Origin of the sequence: Streptomyces sp. NPDC091281 (assembly GCF_044757425.1) — a bacterium.
GTDB lineage: Bacteria > Actinomycetota > Actinomycetes > Streptomycetales > Streptomycetaceae > Streptomyces.
Genome location: NZ_JBIVUY010000014.1, coordinates 148,148 through 166,143, shown reverse-complemented (window position 1 = coordinate 166,143; position 17,996 = coordinate 148,148). Strand labels below are relative to the sequence as shown.

At 68.5% G+C, this 17,996-nt stretch carries 29 protein-coding genes; 18 read left to right on the top strand and 11 right to left on the bottom strand.

The genetic code is table 11. The annotated features are described in order from the left end of the window. Genes ACIQPQ_RS31120 through ACIQPQ_RS31110 form a run of 3 tightly spaced genes read left to right on the top strand, consistent with a single transcriptional unit; the run spans nucleotide 1 to nucleotide 3,909 of the window. Nucleotides 1-1,014, top strand: a complete 1,014-nt coding sequence (locus ACIQPQ_RS31120; RefSeq protein WP_401310410.1) for a hypothetical protein — start codon at nucleotides 1-3, stop codon at nucleotides 1,012-1,014. Between the two features lie 19 nt (nucleotides 1,015-1,033). Further along, nucleotides 1,034-2,578, top strand: a complete 1,545-nt coding sequence (locus ACIQPQ_RS31115) for a hypothetical protein (RefSeq protein WP_401310407.1) — start codon at nucleotides 1,034-1,036, stop codon at nucleotides 2,576-2,578. 11 nt (nucleotides 2,579-2,589) lie between these two features. Then, nucleotides 2,590-3,909, top strand: coding sequence for a CHAP domain-containing protein (locus tag ACIQPQ_RS31110; RefSeq protein WP_401310404.1), 1,320 nt, complete (start codon nucleotides 2,590-2,592; stop codon nucleotides 3,907-3,909). 225 nt (nucleotides 3,910-4,134) lie between these two features. On the opposite strand, the gene ACIQPQ_RS31105 is transcribed toward ACIQPQ_RS31110, so the two are convergent. From ACIQPQ_RS31105 to ACIQPQ_RS31085, 5 genes are all read right to left on the bottom strand, one after another. Further along, nucleotides 4,135-4,572 (bottom strand): HIT family protein, encoded by a 438-nt coding sequence (locus ACIQPQ_RS31105; protein ID WP_401310401.1) that lies wholly within the window; start codon nucleotides 4,570-4,572, stop codon nucleotides 4,135-4,137. Between the two features lie 372 nt (nucleotides 4,573-4,944). After that, nucleotides 4,945-5,220 carry a hypothetical protein gene (locus ACIQPQ_RS31100; RefSeq protein WP_401310398.1) on the bottom strand — a complete coding sequence of 92 codons (276 nt, stop codon included), beginning with the start codon at nucleotides 5,218-5,220 and terminating at the stop codon, nucleotides 4,945-4,947. Further along, nucleotides 5,217-5,408, bottom strand: coding sequence for a hypothetical protein (locus ACIQPQ_RS31095; protein ID WP_401310395.1), 192 nt, complete (start codon nucleotides 5,406-5,408; stop codon nucleotides 5,217-5,219). Before ACIQPQ_RS31095 ends, ACIQPQ_RS31100 begins: the two co-directional genes overlap by 4 nt. Next, nucleotides 5,405-5,908 (bottom strand): DUF6221 family protein, encoded by a 504-nt coding sequence (locus tag ACIQPQ_RS31090; RefSeq protein WP_401310392.1) that lies wholly within the window; start codon nucleotides 5,906-5,908, stop codon nucleotides 5,405-5,407. The genes ACIQPQ_RS31095 and ACIQPQ_RS31090 overlap by 4 nt, the downstream gene beginning before the upstream one ends. A gap of 274 nt (nucleotides 5,909-6,182) precedes the next feature. Beyond that, nucleotides 6,183-6,527 carry a helix-turn-helix domain-containing protein gene (locus ACIQPQ_RS31085; RefSeq protein WP_401310390.1) on the bottom strand — a complete coding sequence of 115 codons (345 nt, stop codon included), beginning with the start codon at nucleotides 6,525-6,527 and terminating at the stop codon, nucleotides 6,183-6,185. A 231-nt stretch (nucleotides 6,528-6,758) separates the two neighbouring features. Here ACIQPQ_RS31085 and ACIQPQ_RS31080 point away from each other — a divergent pair, with 231 nt between their 5' ends. The 7 genes from ACIQPQ_RS31080 to ACIQPQ_RS31050 all read left to right on the top strand — a co-directional run bounded on the left by ACIQPQ_RS31080 (nucleotide 6,759) and on the right by ACIQPQ_RS31050 (nucleotide 10,053). Next, nucleotides 6,759-7,727, top strand: coding sequence for a peptidoglycan-binding protein (locus ACIQPQ_RS31080; protein WP_401310387.1), 969 nt, complete (start codon nucleotides 6,759-6,761; stop codon nucleotides 7,725-7,727). Beyond that, nucleotides 7,724-8,296, top strand: coding sequence for a 3'-5' exoribonuclease domain-containing protein (locus ACIQPQ_RS31075; protein ID WP_401310385.1), 573 nt, complete (start codon nucleotides 7,724-7,726; stop codon nucleotides 8,294-8,296). Before ACIQPQ_RS31080 ends, ACIQPQ_RS31075 begins: the two co-directional genes overlap by 4 nt. Next, entirely contained in the window at nucleotides 8,293-8,475 is a 183-nt protein-coding gene (locus ACIQPQ_RS31070; protein ID WP_401310382.1) for a hypothetical protein, read from the top strand. The genes ACIQPQ_RS31075 and ACIQPQ_RS31070 overlap by 4 nt, the downstream gene beginning before the upstream one ends. After that, complete coding sequence (locus ACIQPQ_RS31065) at nucleotides 8,472-8,813, top strand: hypothetical protein (RefSeq protein WP_401310379.1); 342 nt, start codon at nucleotides 8,472-8,474, stop codon at nucleotides 8,811-8,813. Before ACIQPQ_RS31070 ends, ACIQPQ_RS31065 begins: the two co-directional genes overlap by 4 nt. Nucleotides 8,814-8,831: 18 nt before the next feature. Further along, on the top strand, nucleotides 8,832-9,197 hold the full coding sequence (locus ACIQPQ_RS31060) for a hypothetical protein (RefSeq protein ID WP_401310376.1): 366 nt from the start codon (nucleotides 8,832-8,834) through the stop codon (nucleotides 9,195-9,197). Between the two features lie 28 nt (nucleotides 9,198-9,225). Continuing rightward, complete coding sequence (locus tag ACIQPQ_RS31055) at nucleotides 9,226-9,546, top strand: hypothetical protein (protein ID WP_401310373.1); 321 nt, start codon at nucleotides 9,226-9,228, stop codon at nucleotides 9,544-9,546. 180 nt (nucleotides 9,547-9,726) lie between these two features. After that, the gene (locus tag ACIQPQ_RS31050; RefSeq protein ID WP_401310370.1) at nucleotides 9,727-10,053 is read left to right on the top strand and encodes a hypothetical protein; all 327 of its coding nucleotides are present in this window, start codon (nucleotides 9,727-9,729) and stop codon (nucleotides 10,051-10,053) included. Between the two features lie 6 nt (nucleotides 10,054-10,059). On the opposite strand, the gene ACIQPQ_RS31045 is transcribed toward ACIQPQ_RS31050, so the two are convergent. Further along, nucleotides 10,060-10,725, bottom strand: a complete 666-nt coding sequence (locus ACIQPQ_RS31045; protein ID WP_401310368.1) for a hypothetical protein — start codon at nucleotides 10,723-10,725, stop codon at nucleotides 10,060-10,062. Nucleotides 10,726-11,094: 369 nt separating this feature from the next. Here ACIQPQ_RS31045 and ACIQPQ_RS31040 point away from each other — a divergent pair, with 369 nt between their 5' ends. From ACIQPQ_RS31040 to ACIQPQ_RS31030, 3 genes are read left to right on the top strand one after another with little or no spacing between them, the layout of a single operon-like run. After that, a complete protein-coding gene (locus tag ACIQPQ_RS31040) occupies nucleotides 11,095-11,307 on the top strand; it encodes a hypothetical protein (protein WP_401310365.1) in 213 nt (70 codons plus the stop codon). After that, nucleotides 11,304-11,855 (top strand): DUF6221 family protein, encoded by a 552-nt coding sequence (locus ACIQPQ_RS31035; protein WP_401310362.1) that lies wholly within the window; start codon nucleotides 11,304-11,306, stop codon nucleotides 11,853-11,855. Before ACIQPQ_RS31040 ends, ACIQPQ_RS31035 begins: the two co-directional genes overlap by 4 nt. Then, nucleotides 11,852-12,865 carry a tyrosine-type recombinase/integrase gene (locus ACIQPQ_RS31030; RefSeq protein WP_401310359.1) on the top strand — a complete coding sequence of 338 codons (1,014 nt, stop codon included), beginning with the start codon at nucleotides 11,852-11,854 and terminating at the stop codon, nucleotides 12,863-12,865. The genes ACIQPQ_RS31035 and ACIQPQ_RS31030 overlap by 4 nt, the downstream gene beginning before the upstream one ends. A gap of 97 nt (nucleotides 12,866-12,962) precedes the next feature. On the opposite strand, the gene ACIQPQ_RS31025 is transcribed toward ACIQPQ_RS31030, so the two are convergent. After that, nucleotides 12,963-13,148, bottom strand: a complete 186-nt coding sequence (locus ACIQPQ_RS31025) for a hypothetical protein (RefSeq protein ID WP_401310356.1) — start codon at nucleotides 13,146-13,148, stop codon at nucleotides 12,963-12,965. Between the two features lie 41 nt (nucleotides 13,149-13,189). Then, nucleotides 13,190-13,531, bottom strand: a complete 342-nt coding sequence (locus ACIQPQ_RS31020) for a DUF6233 domain-containing protein (RefSeq protein WP_401310353.1) — start codon at nucleotides 13,529-13,531, stop codon at nucleotides 13,190-13,192. 78 nt (nucleotides 13,532-13,609) lie between these two features. On the opposite strand from ACIQPQ_RS31020, the gene ACIQPQ_RS31015 reads away from it, so the two are divergent. Together ACIQPQ_RS31015 and ACIQPQ_RS31010 are read left to right on the top strand one after the other, a co-directional pair. Beyond that, on the top strand, nucleotides 13,610-13,801 hold the full coding sequence (locus ACIQPQ_RS31015; protein ID WP_401310352.1) for a LexA family protein: 192 nt from the start codon (nucleotides 13,610-13,612) through the stop codon (nucleotides 13,799-13,801). A 786-nt stretch (nucleotides 13,802-14,587) separates the two neighbouring features. Further along, nucleotides 14,588-14,953 (top strand): hypothetical protein, encoded by a 366-nt coding sequence (locus ACIQPQ_RS31010; protein ID WP_401310349.1) that lies wholly within the window; start codon nucleotides 14,588-14,590, stop codon nucleotides 14,951-14,953. On the opposite strand, the gene ACIQPQ_RS31005 is transcribed toward ACIQPQ_RS31010, so the two are convergent. Further along, nucleotides 14,947-15,144, bottom strand: coding sequence for a hypothetical protein (locus ACIQPQ_RS31005; RefSeq protein WP_401310346.1), 198 nt, complete (start codon nucleotides 15,142-15,144; stop codon nucleotides 14,947-14,949). The two genes, ACIQPQ_RS31010 and ACIQPQ_RS31005, sit on opposite strands and share 7 nt — an antisense overlap. Before the next feature lie 645 nt (nucleotides 15,145-15,789). Between ACIQPQ_RS31005 and ACIQPQ_RS31000 the strand changes: the two genes are divergently transcribed. From ACIQPQ_RS31000 to ACIQPQ_RS30990, 3 genes are read left to right on the top strand one after another with little or no spacing between them, the layout of a single operon-like run. Further along, nucleotides 15,790-16,083: a hypothetical protein gene (locus tag ACIQPQ_RS31000; RefSeq protein WP_401310343.1), complete on the top strand. Its 294-nt coding sequence runs from the start codon at nucleotides 15,790-15,792 to the stop codon at nucleotides 16,081-16,083. Nucleotides 16,084-16,107: 24 nt separating this feature from the next. Further along, nucleotides 16,108-16,365: a hypothetical protein gene (locus ACIQPQ_RS30995; RefSeq protein ID WP_401310340.1), complete on the top strand. Its 258-nt coding sequence runs from the start codon at nucleotides 16,108-16,110 to the stop codon at nucleotides 16,363-16,365. Beyond that, nucleotides 16,362-16,580, top strand: a complete 219-nt coding sequence (locus tag ACIQPQ_RS30990; protein WP_401310338.1) for a hypothetical protein — start codon at nucleotides 16,362-16,364, stop codon at nucleotides 16,578-16,580. The genes ACIQPQ_RS30995 and ACIQPQ_RS30990 overlap by 4 nt, the downstream gene beginning before the upstream one ends. A gap of 660 nt (nucleotides 16,581-17,240) precedes the next feature. Here the strand turns inward: ACIQPQ_RS30990 and ACIQPQ_RS30985 are convergent. Both ACIQPQ_RS30985 and ACIQPQ_RS30980 read right to left on the bottom strand, forming a co-directional pair. Then, nucleotides 17,241-17,687 (bottom strand): hypothetical protein, encoded by a 447-nt coding sequence (locus ACIQPQ_RS30985; protein WP_401310335.1) that lies wholly within the window; start codon nucleotides 17,685-17,687, stop codon nucleotides 17,241-17,243. A 12-nt stretch (nucleotides 17,688-17,699) separates the two neighbouring features. Then, nucleotides 17,700-17,969 carry a winged helix-turn-helix domain-containing protein gene (locus ACIQPQ_RS30980; RefSeq protein ID WP_401310332.1) on the bottom strand — a complete coding sequence of 90 codons (270 nt, stop codon included), beginning with the start codon at nucleotides 17,967-17,969 and terminating at the stop codon, nucleotides 17,700-17,702. Nucleotides 17,970-17,996 lie beyond the last annotated feature (27 nt).

Sequence of the window (17,996 nt, the reverse complement as noted above, 5' to 3'; positions counted from 1 at the left end):
ATGGCCGAGTTCTCCGCGCCGTTTGACGGCTCCCCGATCGCAACACAAGCCCAGTGGTCCCGCATGGCGCGCCGCTGGGGCATCGACGGCGTCCACGCCGAGGACGCCACCCAGAACGGCCTGCGCGTCACCGCGTCTGGCATCAGCACCGTCACCGTCGCCGCAGGCGAAGCGTTCGTGAACGGCTTCTACTACAGCAACGACGCACCCCGCACCGTCAACGTCACCCCCAACGCTGGGGGAGCAGCGCGCACCGACATGGTCATCCTCCGCTGCGACATGACCGCCAAGACCGTGACCGCCCAGTACAAAACCGGCGGGACCCTGCCGCCCACCCTGGCCGCCGACGAGAGCGGCATCTACGAGATTCCCCTCGCCCAGTGCACCGTCGCCGCCGGATCGTCCGTCGTCGCCGCGACCGCGGTGTCGGACCGCCGCTGGTTCACCGACCGCGGCGCGCTCCCCTCCATCCCTGGCGCGCGCCGACCCAGCATCCGCAGCCAGCTCCTCGTTGAGGGCACCAGCCTGTATGTGGGTGACGGCAGCGACTGGCGGTGGCTCGCGTCCGCGGGTGTCGAGGACGGCACTTACTCGCCGAAGTGGACTGCGGGCCCGACGTCGTTCCACTGGGGCACCTCGGCCACCAACCTTGGCCGCTTTCAGGCTGTCAACAAGCGCGTCGACCTGACGATCCATGTCGTGCCGACTGCGAACCCGCCCGCCTACCCGGAGCCGATCGGGGTGTCCCTGCCACCGGGCCTGCCGTGCGATCCCCGCATGCGGTCCTCGTTCACCTGGATTTTCACCAGCGGGAACGGTGAGGGGTCTGCGGTCGGGGTCGGCATGATCTTCCCGACGGAGTCCACGACGAAGATCGCCCGCCTGCGTTACCCGGCATCCGGCGGCACCAGCGTCAGCTCGCCCGTCAACAGCTTGAACCTGCTGACGAACCAGCCGTTCAACATCCGCGAGGGCGACGTCCTCACCGTCGACGGCTCCTACTGGCTCGCCTGAGCCGAGAAAGCGAGACAGCATGGCCAGGCACCTGTTCGGCGGAAGCCCCGCCGACTACGCCACAGAGCGCGTCGGCACCCAACTCCAGCTCCGCCCAGGCGTCACCGGCACCGTCTGGGACGCCCTCGCGGGCGGGACGCAGATCACCGACCTCACCGACCTGTCCGGCACACCCATCGCCGAGGTCACCGCGGGCAGCGACGGAGAAGTCGCGTTCTACGGGCCTGACGGTGTCACCTTCTGCTACGTCGACTTCGGGTACGCCCGCCGATACACGTTCATGGCCACTGACCTCGGTGATGTCCTCAGCGACTTCATCGACCAGGGCGGCCAGCCCGGCGGTTACGCGCAGCTCGACGAGAGCGGCCACCTCCTGCCCGGCCAGGTCGACATCAGCTGGTTCACCAACTACGCCCCCAAGACGTCCACGGCGATCGAGACGCCCGGCCTGTACGTCCGGCCGGGGTGGGGCCAGTTCTGGCGGGCCGCACGCGACGCGACCAACACTGGAGGCAAGGCCACCATCGCGGTCGTCGGCGGGAGCAGCACTGTCGGCTGGTACGCCAGCAACCTCGTCACGAAGAACTGGCCCGCCCTGCTCGGTGCCACGCTGCGCACCGCGTACAGCGACGGCGGCAGCGGCTACTCCTCGGCCCTGTTCAGCGCGAGCGGGATCGCCGGGAACGACTCCGCCACCATCACCGCCTGGACCAACGCGGGCAACCTCGTCGCACAGTCCGGGACGTGGACGATCGGCGGCTTCCCGGCGGGGCCAGGCTGGGGCTACCTGTACGCCTCCACCAACGGCGCCCACCTCACTTTCACGGTGCGCGGCACGACTGCTGTCGTCTACGTCCTCGGCGCGGACGGCAGCCGCCCGTCGTGGACGTACAGCATCGACGGCGGCGCCGAAACGACGGTGACGGACTCGGCGACGACCGGACTGGCGGTGCTGAAGCGGACGATCACGGGCCTGTCGGCGGGGTCGCACACGGTCCGCGTCAAGCACGCGGGCAGCGGAGGCCAGTACCTGTCTGTGCTGGGTGTGTCCGGCGAGAACGCGAGTGGGGTCGTGCTGAACAACTTCGGCCGGAAGAACGCGACCGCGGCCGACTACAACACCACGCTCCGCACGGGCTGGAGCGGCGGCCACAACTACCCGGCCGACCTCATCGTGTACGCGGTCAGCCCCGAGGACGTCACCAACGGGACCAGCGCCGACTCCTGGGCGGCGCAGGCGCGCCAGTTCCTCACCAACGCCCGCGACGGCGGCAGCCTCACCGGAGCCTCGGACATCGTCATCGTCCTCCCGCACATCGGTACCGCGGACCTCGGGCAGCGCTACCAGGACTACATCGACCGCGCCCACAGCCTCGCCCTGACTTTCGAAGCGGCCCTCGTCAACCTGTGGGGCGCCGGACGGAACTCGTGGAACTACTGGAACGGCCTCGGCTACTGGGCCAACCCCGCCAACCCCGGCCCGGCAGGAACCGACGCCGTCCACATGTCCGACGCAGGCCACACCTACACCGCGGGCGTCCTCGCGGCTCTGCTGCAAAGCTAAGGAGACCCGTTATGCCGAATCCGCAGATGCCGCAGGTCATCGCTGTCGCCCGTAGCCAGACCGGCTACCGCGAGGGCTACACCGAGGGCGGCTGGAACAACGTCACCCGCTATGCCGACGAGGTACCGGGCCTGTCCGGCTACCAGGGCCAGTCGTGGTGCATGACGTTCACGTCGTGGGTGGCGATGATGGCCGGCGTCCCGTCGCTGTTTCCGCGGGGGGTGGACTGTTCGGCGGGCGTCACCTGGTTCACGTCGGCGTCTCGCTGGTCGTGGTATCCGGCGGTCGGCGCGCAGGTGTTCTACGGGACGTCGGGTCAGGATCACACGGGCATCGTGTACGCCTACGATGCCACGCACATCTGGACGATCGAGGCTAACACCAACGACAACGGCTCGTCCGAGGGCGACGGGGTCTATCTGCGGAAGCGGCGCCGCGCCGACGCGGTGGTGTACGGGTATGGGCTGCCCGCCTACACGGAGGGCATCATCACCGCCGATGCGGCACTGAGCGGGGTGTCGGGGTACACGTATGCGGCGGCGCATGGCGGGCCGACTGCGAGCATGCTCCTCAAGGCGGCCCTGTCGGTGGGCAGCCTGGTCGCGGAGTCGCTGTCGGTGAATGGTGCACTGAACGCTGGGCGGGCGTTCATTCAGCAGACCGACCTCGCCCGCATCGGCTTGGACGTCATCGGTTTGTCGTCGTCGGCTGCGTCGATCGCCCGGTTCCGGGACCCGAACGGCAACAGCGTGTTTGAGATCGACGGGGCGGGCCGGATCTTGTCGTCGGTGAATCCGGGGGAGTGGCGGCCAGCCGATCAGAACATGCTGGCGTGGACGATGAACCCTGCCTCGTGCACGGCGGCGGGGACGACGCTGAGCCTGGGCTACATATACTTCATGCAGGTGATCCTGCGGGCGCCTGCGACGATCGCAAACCTGTGCGGGTTCGTGGGGACGGCGGGGAGTGGGCTGACGTCGGGGCAGTGCTTGGCGGGGCTGTACACGGCGGCGGGGTCGCGGGTGGGGGTGACGGCGGACCAGTCGACGGTGTGGAATTCGGCGGGCGACAAGACGATGGCGCTGACGGCCCCGTATGCGGCTGCGGCGGGGAGGTACTACGTGGCGCTGCTGGTCAACGGGTCGACGTCGCCGACTTTTGCGTGCGGTTCGACGATGGGTGCCGCGTTCACGCCGGGCAATGCGCGGTTGACGGCGGGGACTTACCGGTTCTGCCGGTCGGGGTCGGGGCAGACGTCGCTGCCGTCGAGCTTCACGATGTCGGGGGCGACGCCGGACGCGAACAATGTGTGGGCGGGTGTCGCCGCGTGACGGGCGGGATCGTCGGTCTCGTCCCTGCCGGGCCGGGCCTGTCGGTGTTGGTGGCCGCGCCGCCGGGGGCGGATGTGTAGGGCATCCCGCCGGGCGGCACGGTGGTGGACTGGGTGCTGGTCGCGGACGTTGACGCGGCGGGAGGGGCCCGGGTCGAGCCGGTGTTCCTCGTGGAAGGGCGGGCGTTCACGCCGGACCAGTACCGGGCCGCCTACGGGGAGCAGTTCACCGTGCGGGTGGGAGCCCGTGGCGTCGGATGTCCCGGATGGCGTCCCTGATGGCGGGAGGGTCGGGGTGCACGTGGATGTGGGTCTTTCGTCGTCCGCTGTGCCAGGGCAGTGCGAGCCCGTCGCCCTCGGTGCGGGGCACGAGGTGCAGGTGGAGGTGGAAGACGGATTGCGTTGCCTCGGCACCTCGACTGGTGATCAGGTTCATGGGCCGGTCCGTCCAGCGCATGAGCTGCGCGGCGTGGAGCATCGCGTCGGCGGAGACGGCGGGGTCGCTGGTGAAGTCAGCAACGTGCCGCTTCGGGATGACGAGGGTGTGGCCTTCGACGACCGGGTTCAGCGGCACGATGGCGATCACGTCCGACCACTCGTGGACATAGGTGGCGGGCGCGCGCCCGGCGACGATCTCACAGAAGGGGCAAGGCTGGTCGGTCATGGTGCGCTCCGTTCGTCGCCTTCACGGCCTGTTGAGGAATGATCGGGCGCCAGGTCTAGCTGATGCTGCGGCAGCAGCACTCAGGGCCGTCCCACAACTCGTTCGGATCGTCATGGTCGGTGCACTGCCAACAGCAAGGACCTCGATGCAGTAGTGACTCGGCGTGGAAGGCGCTGGCGTCCACTGGATGACGTCGGTCCCGCTCCTCCCAGAGTTGCTTCCGGAATCGCCGGAACCAGCGGACCTGCGTGCGCGGGCCGAATCGAGAGACTACGTCCGGGACCTGACCATTCACGGGCGGATACCTCGGCGCATATCCGGGCTCGTTGAGCGGTGATCCGTCATGGAGCAGTTCGGCGTTCGGCTGGTAGCTCACGGAACATCCAGCGCGGCGAGGGTCTGCTCCCAGGACTCGAACCGGAGCCCTTGGTCGTAGATGTAGGCGGTGGCGGGAAGCTTCCGGTTGGCGACGAGGAGGCGGGCCCGGTCGTTCCAGAACTCGCGTGGGCGGGCGCAGTCCGTGTCCCAGGTGGTGGTGAAGCCGAGGCGGTTGGGGGAATGCCTGTGCCAGTAGGTCGATGGACTGCCGTTGACCTCGACACTGACCTCGCGGACACCATCAGCCACCTTGACGTGCACATCAGTCATGGCGACTCCCCCCTACCGATTTTGCCGATCAGAAGCCGCACGCCGCCCCAAGCGCAGAGCATGAGGAAGAAGGAGATCGCCGCACCAATCGCAAGCTCGACAAGCTGCCCAGCAAGCACCGCGAGAGTGATGAATGTGAGCGGAATCAGCGACAGCACAGCCACCCCTGCGACCTTGCGCCAGATCACCGGATCACCTCTGTGTCGGCCTCGTCCGCCGGTTCGAGGCCGTACCCCTCGGCGAGGGCGAGGATGGTGGCGCAGTTGCCGCGCCCTTCGGGGACGCCGTCCCAGTCGTGGCAGGTCTCGCACCCGAACCCGGCCGAGTGTCCGCCGTAGCCGGGGTTGATCACGCGGGTGGTGTACGGGTGGGCGGAGAGGATCTTCCGGTCAGCGGCGCAGCGGCGTAGGACGCTGTCGGGGTCGTTGAGCATGATGTGATCACCCGTGCCGTGAGAGAAGACGCGCGCCGCTCCTCCGCGCTCGGTGGCGTCGCGAACCATCATCAGCGAGTCGTCGTACTCCCACAGCGGCCCGTCTCCGTGAGACCGCGCCGCGTCTTCCCGCCGCTTGATCTGCTCTTCGATCCACGCGTGCAGGCCGGGCGTCACGTCCCACTCCGCGACTGTCACCGGCTGGGCGGGCGCGCGAAGGTCGGCCAGCCGCAGCTTCGGCGGGCGCCGACTCACGAGACGCCACCCTGTTCGTCGGTCCATCCGGGCGCGCCGTACCGTTCGGTGCATGGTTGGCATCGGTGCTCTCCGTCGTGCGCAGGCGCTAGGGTGCACCAGCAGTCACCCCAGGTGCCGTCCGCTGGGGGCTCAGCGCCGCAGCCATCATCAGCCGTCTCCCGTGGAGTCGGCTTGAGAGCGCTGTGCACGGTCGCGGGGCTGACGCTCCGGGTGTGATCTGACGCCTGCTCGCCTGCACCCCCGAGGGCCTTCGCCCCTTGCCTCAGCGTGCTCATGCACTCACCCCGCAGGTATTGCAAGTGAAGCCGGGATGCGGCGCCCCCTTGCACGCCTCGCACGGGGGCGGCGGACTGAGGAGGTACTGGGGCTCCACGTCGAGTGCGGCGGCCAGCGCGGACAGGTCGTCCACCGTGACCTGCCGCTTGCAGTGTTCGATCTTCGAGACGGCATCCGGGCTGACTTGGCGCCCCAGTCGGTGAACCAGATCTGAGAGGGCATACACGGACAGGCCGCGCCGCTTCCGCAATCTCCCGATGTTGTTTGCCACCTGATGCCCCGTCACGCCATAGGGCGTGGGTGTCCGGGGGCGGCGTGTGGTTCCCGGTGTGTCGGTCATGGCTGACTCCTGCGGCAAGGGCGTTGGCAAGGGTGGAAGGCGGCGGGCTCGCCCCTTGCCAGAAGGAGCCCGCCGCACCGGGGGGACATGAGCCGATGTCGCCTCCCTCGCCAGCACCATACCCTAGGCGCCATGGATTCGTAGGCTATATGCAGGCATTGGCCTATGATTCAAAGGTCAAGTGCTGTGCAGGGGACACAACTGCCGCACCACAGCCCACCGGAGGTCACCATGACCAGAACGGGACCCCAAAAGATCCCAGGCGCCAACCAGTCCAACTTCTACGGCGGCGGAACGTTCTCAGGCTCCGACATGGAGGTGAACTGCGGCGTCATCCACACCACCGAGGGGCGCACGCTACCCACCTACGCCGACAGCCAAGGCCGACGCGGAGCGATGGCGCCCACCGTCACGGGCGTCCCCGACTTCCAGGCGCGGAAGATCCGCTGGTATCAGCACTACGACGTCGACGAGTCCGCCCGCGCCCTCGCCAACAAGCTCGGCGGCGTCGAAACCAACACAGCGAACGCCTTCCAGGTCGAGCTGGTCGGGACCTGCGACGACAGGTACGCCAAGACGTGGGGCTCCGCGAAGGCCGGAGTCGACTACCTGCACTGGCCGACCGCCCCCGAGTGGGCACTCGCCGAAGTCGCCTGGCTCGTCCGCTGGCTCAACGCCAACCACGGCATCCCCCTCACCTGCGTGAAGGACTGGCTCGCCTACGGCAAGGACTCCCGCCGCCCCGGCATCACCCCCGCCTCCTACGGCACCAGCCCCGCCCGCATGTCCATGAGCGCCTGGCGCGCCTTCAAAGGCTGGTGCGGCCACCAGCACGTCCCCGAGAACGACCACGGCGACCCCGGCAGCATGAACTTCGCCCGCGTCATCGCCCTCGCCAAAGCCGACCAGGACGACGAACCCACCACCCCGACGAAGCCCACCCAGCCCAACACCCCTAAGCCGCCCGCCTTCCCCGGCAAGCAGTACTTCCGGCCGGGCGCGGACAACGCGCACGTCACCCAGCTCGGGAAGCAGCTGGTGAAGAAGGGCTACGGCCGCTTCTACACCGTCGGCCCCGGACCTCGCTGGGGTGAGGCGGACCGGCGCGCCGTCGAGGCGTTCCAGCGCGCGCAGGGCTGGACCGGCTCGGACGCCGACGGCTACCCCGGACCCGAGACGTGGAGGCGACTCTTCTCGTGACCGCCATCGACTACGACCTGGAGTTCGTCGAGTACCGCAGCGGCTGGCTCCGGAAGCGGTACACGATCGACCTCATCTCCATCGCACTCGTCGCCGACGACGGACGAACGTACTACGCGGTCAACCGCGACATGCCCGTCCGGCGCATCCGCAAGCACAAGTGGCTCATGGAGAACGTCGTCCCGTCCCTCCCGAAGGGGCACGGCGACCAGCGCATCCACATGCCGAAGCGCTGGCTGTTCCACTACGCCGACGAGCGGGTCAAGCATCAGACGACCATCGCAACCGAAATCGCTGCCTTCATCCAGAACACCGACGACGCCGAACTATGGGCCAACTACGGGGCCTACGACCACGTCCGCCTCTGCTGGCTGTGGGGCCTCATGCCGGACCTGCCCCCCGGCGTCCCCATGTTCACCCACGACATCCAGCAGGAAGCCCGCCGCCTCGGTATCGGCTGGGACCAGCTGCCCAAGCAGGAGTCCGGCGAGCACAACGCCCTCTCCGACGCCCGCCACAACCAGGCAGTCCGGCGTTGGCTCGCCGAACGAGCGCGGGAGGCGTCTTGACCACAATGCACGTCGAGCCGGTCGGCGACCTGATCGAGCACGACACCAGCGGCAATCCGTGCGTCTGCGGCCCCACGGAACGGCCCGTGAAGCGAGAAGACGGCTCGGTCGGCTGGGTGGTCGTACACAACTCCCTGGACGGCCGCGAGCTGCATGAGACAGATCGGGGCGACGCGTGATCCTCAACCTGACCCCGCACCCGATCCGCCTGTATGCCGCGGAACGGGAGGACGGCAGCGACGACCTGACGCCACACCTCCGCGAGGTCATCGAGCCTGAGGACACGCCCGCGCGGCTCACCACAACCGAGGTGAGCAGCGGCATGTGGCCCGTGCTGGTGGAGTTCGGGCACGCCCAGCACCTCCCGCCGAAGCGGGATGGCTACCAGTACATCGTCTCCCTCGTCGTCGCCCTCGCCCTCGCCGACCGACGCAGCGACCTCCTCGTCCCGTACCGCGAAGTACGCAACTCCACCGGCACCGTCATCGGCTGCCGCAGCCTTGCCCAACCCGTCTGATCCGAAAGGACCACCACCATGCTGTTCGGCAGAGAACCCGCTCTCCTCCTCGGCCTGATCGCCGCCGGAGTGAAGCTCGTCGGCTACGAACTCGACGTCTCCGACGGCGTCCAGACCGCCATCAACGCCATCGCCGCCGGTGTCGTCGCCGTCATCATCGCGTTCGTCGCGAAGAACGGGGCCTGGGCCGCCGCCATCCTCCAGACCGCCCAGGCCGTCATGGCGCTGTTCGTTGGCCTCGGCCTCGACTGGTCCGCCGACCGGCAGGCCCTGTGGATGGCGACCATCGCCGCCGCCCTCGCCGTCATCGAACGCTTCATCGTCACCCCGCCCCTCGCCACCACCCGCCTCGAACAGGCCAGTCCCGTCAAGTCCGCAGCCTGACACCAGCCCACAACCTGCGGAGGCTCCAGTGAACGAGATCTTCGGCGTCAACCCCACCGACGCTGGAGCCGTCGCACTCCTCACCCTCGTCGTCCTCTTCATCCTCACCGGACGCCTCATCCCCAGGAAAACCCACGAGGACGTCATCACCGACCGCGACAACTGGCGGGCCGCCTACCTCGAATCCGAAGCAGCCCGCAAAGTCGAACACGACCAAACCGGCGAACTCATCGAAATGGCCCGCCTCGGAGGCCACATCCTCACCGCCCTGCCCCGACCAGGGAACACAGACGATGAGGAGGTGAACGCCAGTGATCGCCTGGAACAGGCGCCGCGCACGCGACTCTGAAGACGAACAGACACCCTCCCAAGAAGCACTCGCCCACGCCCGCGAAGCACGGGCAGCAGCCGAAGCACGACAGCCCCTCGTCGAAGCCCTCGTCGCCAAACTGCGACAAGCCCGCACCGAAAACCACTTCGCCGAACGCATCGAAGCGGCCTACGCAGCAGCACGCAGAGGAGCAGCCCAATGACCAGCTGGAGCGTCGACCAATGGACCAACGTCGCCGCCTCACTGCTCGCCTTCACCGCCTGCGCCGCATTCGCCATCACCTACCACCTACGCGCCACATGGTGGCGCTCAGAAATCGGGTGGAACCTGATGTCGTTCGCCGCCGCAGTCGGGCTGCTCTGCCTCTACACCGTGCTCGTCATGCTGTGGCCCACCGGCTGCTTCGTCATCGTCGCCCGAGCCCTCCGCACCACGCTGCTCCTTGCCGTCGCCACCCTCATGGTGCTGCGCACTCGCATGCTGATCCGCGCCCAACGCGAACACCGCACCAGCACAGGCGACTGAGAGGAGTCAGCCGACGATCTCACCCTCGAACTCGGGGAAGTCCAGGTCGAAGTCCTCGCTCGCCCGCTGCACCGTCACCACGATCCGCTTCCCATAGCGGGTCTCCAGCACGTGGTCGCCTGTCTTCACAGCGGTCACGCCCGGAGCGAGCCGGCCCTGGAGCGGTGCGGAGCCGCGGCTGAACTCGGTGAGTGCGGCCTCCCCGCCGTTCGTCGCCCCCTCAATGATCATCGACAGGTCATCCAAGGCCGCCGGGCTCTTTCCGGTGTTCTCCAGCTTGAGCTTGACGCGGAACTCCGTCTGGCCCGGCTCCGGCGACTCCAGCACCTCGGGGTCGAAATCGGTGAACACTCGCGCCTCCACGACGGACACCTTCAACCCATCCGGCCATGTGTACGAGCCGCCGAACTTCAACCCCGTCGCCTCACCGTCCGTCCCGTCCCCGCCGGTGCCCTGCTCGGCGCAGTTCTCGGTCCACTCGGACTGGCTCAGCGACTCGTCGGAACAGTCGACGGCCTTCGTGTCGGCCGCCGCTGGCTTCGACGCGACAGACTGTTCGGTGTCCCCGCTGTCGCCGCCGTTCCCGCAGGCGGTGAGTGCAGCCAGAAGCAGTGCCGTAGCGGCCACGGTGGCACGAACCCGCATGAAACCCCCAAGGTTGAACGTCCGCACACCGTAGACCCGGCGCGGGGAAGTAGCGGGCCTCAGTGACTCAGTCGTGACAAATCGCGGTGCCGCCGTCTCGACCTGTCACCACGGCTCGTTCGGCAGGGCCCTAGCCAGCACCCACTCCTGGTCACCGACCCGACAGGTGATGACGAGCCGGACGGGGTGCCCGAGATGGTCCTCCTGCCACTGATCCATCGTCTTGCCCGTCATCCAGAGGCCGGGCCGCGTCCGGTCCATCTCCCGGGCGCGGACGGTAGCCCAGGAGAAGGGTGATGCACGCCGGTTGATCAGTAACAGCTCTCGATAACATGCCATATCGCGGGTTATAATTGAGAGGTATGCCCGACCTGAACGACAGTGAAGGAGCCCGACATGACGCACCCCCATCCACTCAAGGACGCGATGGCCAACCGTCCGAAGCGACCGCACGAGTCGGTGCCTACGCCGCTCCTCAGGGGAGCCCTTGCTCGAACCAGTCAGGACGCGAAGCGCTACGCCCAGACCGGGCCGAAGGTGCACGAGAACATCTGCCACCTGCTTGCCGACGAGTATCTTGACGAGCTTCGCACCCGGGGCGAGTTGTGACCAGCGTTGATGTTATGTGGTGGCTGGGTGAGCAGTTGGACGAGGATGAGCTGTGGGCTATCGAGGCGAGCCGCCGGAGCGGCGGGTCGTCAGTCGAGGGCGGGGTGCATTGGCGCTGGATGAACACGGCCACCGACGAGGAGATCGTCCCGGCCCCGGAGCGAGAGAGCTACGTCGGCGAGATGGCCGAGGCGGCCGTAGATCTCCGTAGTCGTGAGACATGGCCAACTACTTCGGGTGTCGGCGAGCTGCCGCAGTTCGCAATCAGGTACTCCGAGGAGGTGTCGTCGGCTGTTGGCGGCCACATCGTCCGGCATGATCCGGCACGGGTGCTGCGGGAGGTCGACGCGAAGCGGGCGCTGATCGCGCGGGGCGGCCCGTTCTGCACCAGCAACTGCGGCGAGCCGGTCAACGAACCCATGAACCCGGATACCAATTGGACGACGCCACTAGAGCATCATTTCGACTGTGGCGCCTACGAGGCGGCGAAGGTGCTCGCCGCCGCCTACGCGGACCGGCCCGGCTATCGCGAGGAGTGGCGGCCGTGACCGACCTCGTCCCGCGTCAGCCGGACGCCACCCCCGCCGTCCGCGACGCCGCGACGCTCGCCGTCCTCGCCGCGATGGAGCAGGCAGCCGAGAAGCACCTCGACGCCATCCGCCCCCACAACACGAAGCGCGGCTACGCCAACGACTGGAACCTCTGGACCGAGTTCCACGACTGGCTCGCCGAACAGACCGGCCACCCGCTCACGTTGACCGACGTCACCAAAGGCACCCTCGTCGGCTTCGTCGTCTGGCTCGACACCATCAAGCTCGCCGCACCGACGAGCATCGACCGGCGGATCACCGGGGTCACCGTCACCGCGCGCGGACTCGGCGTCGAAGTCCCCAAAGCCGCAACCGTCGCCGCCCGGCAAGCCCTCAAGCCCATGAAGAACGACCCCGAACGCATGGCGCGCGGCCGAGGGAAAGCCGCAGCCGTCACCCCCGAACAACTCCGCCAGATGAACGCCGCCGTCACCGACAGCCTCACCGGACTCCGCGACCGCGCCCTCTGGCTCATGGCCTTCGGCATCGCCGGACGCTCCGCCGAAGTCGCCGAACTCCGCGCCGACACCATCGTCCACGTCAGCCAAGGGCTCGAAGTCCACGTCCCCGCCGTGAAGGGTCGCCCGCCCCGCGACGTCGTCGTCCACTACGGCAAGAACGTCGACACCTGCCCCGTCCGAGCATGGCTCACCTGGCGGGCAGCAGCAGGCATCACCAACGGGCCCGCCTTCCTGCCCATCGACGTCTGGGGCCACCTCGGTAACCGCGCCCTCTCGCCGGAAGCCGTCCGCGAGATCATCGCCCGCAACGCCGAACGCGCCGGAGTCGCCGTCCGACTCACCGGGCACAGCATGCGGGCCGGGTTCATCACCACCAGCCGCAAGGCAGGCAAGCGCGAAGAGAAGATCCGAGCCCAGTCCGGTCACGCCGAGAACAGCCCCGCCTTCTGGGGCTACATCCGCGAAGCCGACAAGTGGACCGACGCCGCGAGCGAGGGCATCCTCTGATCCGCTACCGGCGTTCGCGGGAGAAGCCGTCGTGTCGGTAAACGCCCGACCCCTTCCAGGGTCGGGCGTTCTCATGTCGGCGACGCGAGACGCGGGGTCAGCCCTTGGGTGCGGGGAGTTGTCCGGGCTGGATGGGCACGGTCTCGATGCTGGTGCATCCGGCGGCGGCGAGTTCGGTGCGGCGGTGTTCGGCGGAGGGCTTGTCGTAGCCGACGGCGGAGGCGCGCGGAATGCCTTGGGGGTCGGTCCAGGTGAGGCCGTAGTGCTGGAGTGTGCTGGTCATGGAGGCATTGTGGCGGGCGGCACTGACATCGGGCCCAGTGTCTAGCCGTCGAGGTAGCCGAGTTCGGTGTCGGGGCGGCAGAACGTGCAGGCGGGGATTCCTTCGGCGAGCCAGCGTAGTGCGTCTTCTCGGGTGATGCCGCGGGTGCGGTCTCCGGCCATGGTGCAGTGGCCTTCGTGGACGGCGGTGGGGGGTTTGGTGCGTCCGCCGATTCCGAAGGACAGCATCCAGTCGGGGCTGGGTGGGCGTGCTTGTCTGCCGCGTTCGGCCGCTTCGGCTTCGTGTTCGCGGCGGGTGATGGCCTGCTGGACCTCGGCGAGGAGCAGCTGGAGGTAGGACTCCAGTGTGCGGAGTCGGGGGAGGTCGGGTGGCAGGTCGGGCACGGTTCCAGGTTGCACCATTATTCGAACAAGGTTTCTACTGGAGTGATGGTAAGACGCCGCGCCGAGCACCCCACTGACATGCAGGAACGCATCCTCCGCCACATCCGCGAGGCGATCGCGGACCGCGGGGAGGCGCCGACATTGCAGGAGATCGGGACCGCGGTGGGCCTGTCGAGCAGGTCGACGGTGCACTATCACCTGCGGGAGCTGGAGGCGAAGGGCGCGATCGTCCGGGACCGGCGACGGACCCGCGGGATTCGCCTCGTATGACCGGCGACCGGTTTCACGTGACGCTGTGGCTGGGTGGCCGTCCGGCGCGGCATGGCTGGTGGGCGTCGGAGGCGACGGCCCGGAGGAAGGCCCTCGCCTGGTATGGCGAGTACGGCGGGAGGCCGGGTGCTCGGGTCGCGCTGGCTGACGATGAGACGGGCGCCGTGCTGACGGAGTGGCCGACCACGTCGGCGGACGCTGGGGTTGTCGGTGGTGGCGGGTAGCCTGACCGCGTCCGACACTACGAGCAGTCGGGTTGTTGTTGCTGGGGCCTCGCCCGAACAGCGCCGGGCGGGGCCGCAACGAGAGGGGGGCTGTGGGTATCACTATCAGGTTCGTTGATGGTCCGGCTGATGGTCGTACTCTCGCCATCCCGGACGTCTCGCCGCCGCCGCTGTACCTCGTCCCGGAACTCCCTCCGGTCCCGGCTTGGGCTGTGGGCGCGTCGTCGATCGTCCCGATCCCGAAGGCTCAGTATGAGCCGCAGGTTGGATGGGGCGGGCCGTGCCGGGCGGATGACGGCGCCTACCTGTACCGGCATCGTCCTGCCCCTGTGACTGCCGAGCAGCGGGCCGCTACGGAGCGGGCCCGCCGGGATGCGCGTGCTGCCGAGGCCGCGCGGGATACTGAGGCGGATGCCGCGTGGCGGGAGATCCGCCGTGAACGACCTGGGTATCCGGCTGACTGGCGCGACCTGTTCTAGCCGATCCCGCAGAAAAGCGGACCTCTTGCCGATCCGCGCGGCCGCCCGTCACGATGGCCGCTCCGACGGCGCCAGGAGGCAGTGTGAAGGTCCTGTATCTCACCCCGCGCGAGGCCGCGTTGCTGCTGGCGTGCGTCAAGGGCGCCACCAGGGCGGAGGCGGGCGCGGAGGAAAGCATCGGCCCGAGCCAGGCGACCAATGTGATCAACGCGGCGGTCGCCAAGCTGGGTGCCCGCAACATCGCGCACGCCTTCGCGATCGGCCTTGCGACGGGGCTGTTCAGTATCGATCAGTTGAGCGATCTGGAGGTGCCGCAGCAGGCATTGGACACCGCCGCTGCGACTGGCGTGGAGGTGCCGGAGGCGACCCGGCAGGCGCTGGAGAGGGGGCGTGTCGAGCCGGCTGAGTTGGAGGTGCGGTTCCCGCCGCTCCGGAATCGCCGCTACTGATCCGGGTGCCGCACGGCCTGCTTGAGTCCCATTTCGACCTGGTACCGGTCGTGTCCGCCCGCGGCCGCGAACTGGGTGACTGCGGCCTGTACGGCGTGCGCGGTGGGGACGGTGAGCTGTCCGGCCTGGATCTCGGTCCAGGCGGCGCGCTCCACGTTGAGGAGGGTGGCGGGGAGGGCGATGACAGGCATGGGCGGATCTTACGGGCCGGGGTTACCGGGGTGCCGCGCGGCCCGCACAATCTGCGTACCAGCCGGACACCCTCGCGCGGAGAGACGGGGCTCCAAGGGTTTCGGCCTGAGCGAAACCCCGGTCGCCCTCGTGCGGGGGCGGTGATCACTTTACGGACGCCCGTAAAGTGATCACGCCGCTGTCGTCATCTCCTCCGCGCGGCGGGCCTGCTCTCCTCCGGGAGGGCGGGGCCGCTTTCGCGTGTCCGGGGTCGACGACGTGGAGACGACTGGTTCTCATCTTGTTCGCTGCAGTAGTCGGCTGGGTGATCAACCACTTCGCCTGATGGCCGTTCTTGGCGCAATGAGTGTGCCAAGAACGGCCGGTCTCAGCCAATGGTGGTTCTCGACCGCTGTCACGGAGCGGGAACCACCCGCCGCCTCACCGGCATGCCGGTGAGGCGGCGGCCGGACCGCCGATCGCTCGGCAGTTCCCGACTGTATGGCGTTAGAGCTTGCCGGTCCACTTGCGGACGGACATGCGGTCGACCCTCTGCGGGCTCGGTCATGATGGGGATCTCCCGTTTGACAACTACGCATCACGTGATGCATAGTTGGGTCAGCGCCGAGGACACCACCCCGGCACCAACCCAGGGGGGGCACCACATGACCAGCGAGATCTTCAACCAGACCCACGGCCGCACCATCAGCAGCTACGACCTCCTCGACGAGACCCAGGAGCGCTACGGCCTCAGCCGCACCGACGCCCACGACGCCATCCACGCCATGCTCGACGGCATCATCGAGACCGACGGCGACACCGTCATCCTGGAGCGGCGGCCCGCCCGCCCCGAGCTGCTCGCCAGCAACACCGCCGACGTCGACGTGCACCATTGGCTGGTCGTGTCCGACGAGACCGCCGCCGAGATCCGCGAGGCGCTCGCCGCCGTCTACGCCTGACCCAACCCCCACGGAAGGAACACCATGGCCATCACCGTCATCGCCTCGGACATCCGCCACCTCTTGGCTGGCACCAGCGAGAACCCCGTGCTCTACGTCAAGACCTCCCCGGAGGGGCCGGAGCTGGACGTGTGGGACGAGGCATACGTGCGGGCCGGTCGCATCGTCGCCCGCCGACACGAGATCGTCGACTGGATCGGGGACGACGCCGATGACGACCTCATCGACGGTGCCCTGCCCGAGATCCAGCAGACCATCGACGAGATCACGGCCGACCTGTGACCGAGAGGAAGCTGTGGACGATCGCCGAGGTGGCCGCACACCTCGGCGTGCGGCCGGGTAGCGCGCGCGGCACGCTCTCCCGGCTGGGAGTGAAGGCGACAGAGCGGCAGATCGACGACCGCGGCCGCGCCTACAGCCTGTTCGACCCGGACGAGGTGAGGGCGGCGCAGGCGGCCCGGCCCGGCCGGGGTGCGCGTACCGACCTGCGGAAGTGACGAAGCCCCACCCGAGCGGGTGGGGCTTTCGTATCCCCGCGAGAGCGGGGAGCAGTCCAAGGACTTGGAAGCCTGAAACTTTGGACCATCCCCGCAGGTGCGGGGAGCAGCGCTCGGGAGCCTGGAACTTTGGAGCACCCCCGCACAGGCGGGGAACAGCGTGACCGGAACCTAGAGCTTCGGTTCACCCCCGCTCACGCGGGGAGTATCCGCCCAACTGCCCGGCGGCCCGACCACTATGGCACAGCCCAAGCGCCACCCGAGCGGAAACCGACGGAACGCCCGGCACGGCTGTGGCTATCCTGCCTTCGTAGGGGCGTCCCGTGCGTGGCTGGCCAGCGCGCGCCCTCAAGAGCAAGGGGACCGGGGTCCCGGCGGCGGCCGGGCTCGAACGAGAGAGCTGTCCTACGCCCACCCCTTGCGGCCGTCCGACGGCGGGACCCGGACGGCATCACGCCGCCGCTGTCACCTCCTCCGCCCGCACAGCCGCGACCCACTCATCCCGCAGCCGCTCGTACCGGGCCCGCGTCGGCCCCCACAACCAGCCACCCGTCTCCGCCATCAGGGCACGGATCTCCGCATCCACCATGGCAGCAGGCCGCACAGGAGCCCGGTCCGGGCAGGTGGGGGTCATGCCGATCAGTCTAGAGGCCGGGTCTGTCAGCGGCGGCGAGCAGCCCAGAACCTCGGGTCGGTCGGAAGCCTGCCATCGTCACCCTCCAGCTTCGCCACCAACGCCAGGGCGGCATCCCGCGCCTGCCACGCATCCGGGAGAGCGTAGTTCTCACCCGCCTCCTCAAGCTGCGAAGCCAGCCGCGAGAGAGCCTGGGCCTGCGTCGTGGCCAGCCGAAGGGCCTCATCCCGGCTGACCCCGCGGTCGACTTCTCGGCCGCACCAGTCGACCTCTTCCACCGGAGGGTCCAGCTTCTTCACGATCTCCTGGGCTAGCTCGAGGCGCAGCTCGCGTTCGACGTGGTCTCGCGCCTCCGGATGGGCCATCAGGAGCATGCGGGCAACCTGCCGGTGGGCTGTGACGCGTTCCCCGCCGACGTCCAGGCTGCACCGGAATATCGCGTCTTGGCTCACACCGGGCCGGGGTTCAGTCATGCCGCCAGTGTGTCAGGGCTGCCCGGTTTCTTCGGCTGGATCGTTGGCGATGTAGGTCCCCTTTGCCGCCAACGTGACGACCAGGCCGCGCTCCCGCAGGTCCTCGATGGCGCGCCGTACTGTGCCCACCGCTACACCCAGATGCTCGGCAAGCTCCCGCTCACCCTCCAGCCGGGCGCCCGCACGCAGTTCGCCAGTCTGGATGCGGCGCGCAATGTGGTCTGCGACCTGCTGCCAGACGTAGACGGGCCGGGACGGATCGATCGGCTGCTGGTCACCCATGATCCGAACGTAGAGCCGCTTGACGCG